The following is a 2,822-nucleotide window of genomic DNA, read 5'->3' on the forward strand; positions in this document are numbered from 1 at the left end:
CAGCTTGTTCAAATTGATTATGATATTCCCATTTTTCATTTTCTTCATTCCAGTATTTTTCTGGATGAGAACCTTCTGTACCTGCTACTGGAGGTGGTGCTGGGTCATGTATCCCTTTACTACGCGTAACAAAATAATCAAGATCTGTTTCTAAATCCTTCATTCCCTCCCCTGGTTTCATCCGAATTCCTAAGGAATTTTCTACTAGTATCTTGCCCCCTTCCGTTCCTCGAAAAGCTACCATCACTTGTGTTTTATCTCCTACTTTTCTTTCAAATACTACAGCGTCCATTCCAGTTTGTTTGTCATGGAATTTTTCGCCTACTTTCCATGTTTGTAAAGGCTCTCCCTGGTTATCAGTAATATAAACTCTTTTATCAAGGTCTTTATCACTTTTATAAGCCGTATCTGCTAATTGATAATATGTGGAATCTAAAACTTCTTTTTTTTCACTCAAAACATTTCCCCTCCTGCAATATTTGAGATATTCTAATAATTAAGATACCATTGTTGGAGGGGAAATATGGATATTAATATAAAAAAAGTTAGTTTTTGTTTATTTTTTATATTTATTTTAAGTATGTTAGGAGGATGTAATATGGATCAAAAAAATGAGGAACAAAAAATAGTTAAAAAAGCAGAAGAAAGGGCAACCCAATACTTTAAAGACAGACAAAACTTAGATGTAGTAATCACTGACCATAAATTTGGTCCAAGTGATTTGCAAAGTATCTATATATCCGGACACGTTAAAGATAATAAAAGCAAAACCTTTAATATTACTATACAATATGGTGGAGATGAATACACAATAGGTTCTATCTCTACAAATGAAGAATTACATTTAAAATAATAATCTAGAGACACTTATAAAAGTGTCTTTTCTTTATAAGAATAGGTTCCTAATGTCCGCTAATGCTTGTTGCGTGATTTTGTTCCATTGCTACACAAAGGCCTACTTGTACAAGCTCACCAATAGAAAATAGCACGCCTATTTCATCCTCAACTAATAATTTCACGTACTCTATCCGTTGTGTAAAACCATATCCTGCAATAAGGCCTATTCTACCATCCACCCCCTTATCCTCTAACCAAGTAAGTAGTAAACCCTTTATTTAATCCTCTATCTTAGTGAGTCATTCCCCCAGGAGTTAAACAATCTCAAGTTTTTCATCATTTCTTCGTAATTAAGCTTGACTGAAGGTTTTAAGGGTTTTTATCATGTGGGAACGATTATGGAATACGGCTGGAAGGCAGATTTATCCCCTATTTTGAAAGATCACAAAAAAAGTAATCGATCAAAATAGATGGATAAGCGTCTTCAAACGCTGCAACATACTCAGCTAAGGCCCCGCCTAGAGAGTGACCTGTAACATAGACTTCTACATCTTTACCCTTATAATGTTCGTTGACTTGTTTCATTATTTTTTCCGCTTGTTCAAATTGATTGTGATATTCCCATTGTCCGTTCTCTTCGTTCCAGTATCGTCTTGGATCTTCTCCTCTTTCTCCTGCCTTTGGAGCTGGCGCTGGGTCATGAACACCGTCTCTTTTAATAAAAAACTTACCATCTGTTAAAGCATCCTTCATCCCTTCTCCAGGTTTTAAAGAATCCTTTTCTAAAATTTTATCTCCTTCTGTACCACGAAAAGCTACCATAACTTGCTTTTTCCCGTTCACGTCTCGTTCAAAAACCACTGCATCCATTCCTGTTTGTTTGTCATGATAGGACATATCCTTATTTACTGTCCAGGTTTGTAAAACTTTTTTGGGATTTGTAGGATCTTTCACCTCGTAAGTTGCACCTAAATCATTTCTATACGCTCCCCGTGATAAATCATAATAAGTTTTATCCAAAACAGTATTTTCTTTCATTCTTTCACTCCTAGAATAAATAGTATATTCTAATTATATAGTGTATTCTAAAAAGAGGGGGGATTTAATCTGCAAAAAAAAATTACTTTTACTAATAGCAGTAATCACTCTGTTTTTTATAGGAGGATGTATGCATATGAATAAACAAAATCATAATGAAGAAGAAACACTAAAAGAAAAAGCAAAAGAGGTAGCTATACAACATTTTAAAGAGCATAAAAATCTAGATATCACAGTGACAAAGGTCGAATTTGGTCCTTCAGATTTTGAAGTGATTTTTGTATCAGGTCATGTAACAAATAACCCGAACCGTAAAGTAACTGCAGATATAAATTATAAAGATAATTATAGAGTTGAAAGTATAAGTTATGATGACTAAAAGGGGTATCTGTCCCATGCCTATCAACTCAAGAAATTAATTGTTCCCCAAAACGAAAAAATGAGCCAATCCCTTATAGGGGTCGCTATATTATTTGATTAAAATGTGCCTAAGCGTATAATTTTCTTTTTTTGATATGATGACACCTATTAGGGAAAAAAAGATAACTGTATGTAGTAGATAGTTATCTTCTTTTTTTATGAGTATTTTGGATAGAGAGCATCGTAGTTATATTTTAGTATGTAATTCCATTATAAACTCATCTTTTCTTTTCCACTCTTTTTTTCGTAAATAGGTCACTTTCTCAAGCACCGATTTGAGAAGATGATTTTTCTTCTCTATATCATTCGTTGCATAATAAGCCTCTAAAACATTTTTGATTCTCGGAACAAATTCATGTATATGTTTTTCTTTTTCTAATATCTTTTTAATTTCATGTTTAAGTTCTTCAATTGCCTTTTGCGTAGTCTTCAATCGTACAGCAATAGATTTTTGCCTCTCTAAGAATGTGTCAACATCATATACACCTTTTTCTAAAAAATCATGGAGATTGCTTTTTTGTTTTTGC

3 protein-coding genes and 3 pseudogenes are annotated in these 2,822 nt (G+C 33.3%); 2 read left to right on the forward strand and 4 right to left on the reverse strand.

The features are described 5' to 3' along the window. Window positions 1–457: pseudogene (locus MR063_RS21365) on the reverse strand (lipase family protein); the annotation flags it as partial. Window positions 458–523: 66 nt separating this feature from the next. Here MR063_RS21365 and MR063_RS21370 point away from each other — a divergent pair. After that, on the forward strand, window positions 524–853 hold the full coding sequence (locus MR063_RS21370) for a hypothetical protein (protein WP_242201319.1): 330 nt from the start codon (window positions 524–526) through the stop codon (window positions 851–853). Between the two features lie 49 nt (window positions 854–902). Here MR063_RS21370 and MR063_RS21375 read toward each other — a convergent pair whose 3' ends face one another. Together MR063_RS21375 and MR063_RS21380 are read right to left on the reverse strand one after the other, a co-directional pair. Continuing rightward, window positions 903–1,076 carry a hypothetical protein gene (locus MR063_RS21375; RefSeq protein WP_242201321.1) on the reverse strand — a complete coding sequence of 58 codons (174 nt, stop codon included), beginning with the start codon at window positions 1,074–1,076 and terminating at the stop codon, window positions 903–905. A gap of 241 nt (window positions 1,077–1,317) precedes the next feature. Beyond that, window positions 1,318–1,875 (reverse strand): annotated as a pseudogene (locus MR063_RS21380) (lipase family protein); the annotation flags it as partial. A 136-nt stretch (window positions 1,876–2,011) separates the two neighbouring features. On the opposite strand from MR063_RS21380, the gene MR063_RS21385 reads away from it, so the two are divergent. Continuing rightward, the gene (locus MR063_RS21385) at window positions 2,012–2,254 is read left to right on the forward strand and encodes a hypothetical protein (RefSeq protein ID WP_242201323.1); all 243 of its coding nucleotides are present in this window, start codon (window positions 2,012–2,014) and stop codon (window positions 2,252–2,254) included. A 228-nt stretch (window positions 2,255–2,482) separates the two neighbouring features. On the opposite strand, the pseudogene MR063_RS21390 reads toward MR063_RS21385, so the two are convergent. Next, window positions 2,483–2,822, reverse strand: a pseudogene (locus tag MR063_RS21390) (recombinase family protein); the annotation flags it as partial.

Source organism: Bacillus cereus group sp. BfR-BA-01492 (genome assembly GCF_022662815.1).
Lineage (GTDB): Bacteria > Bacillota > Bacilli > Bacillales > Bacillaceae_G > Bacillus_A > Bacillus_A cereus_BD.

Coding starts and splice junctions, on each gene's coding strand:
- MR063_RS21370 (WP_242201319.1), top strand. CDS start 524: ATGGATATTAATATAAAAAAAGTTAGTTTTTGTTTATTTTTTATATTT.
- MR063_RS21385 (WP_242201323.1), top strand. CDS start 2,012: ATGAATAAACAAAATCATAATGAAGAAGAAACACTAAAAGAAAAAGCA.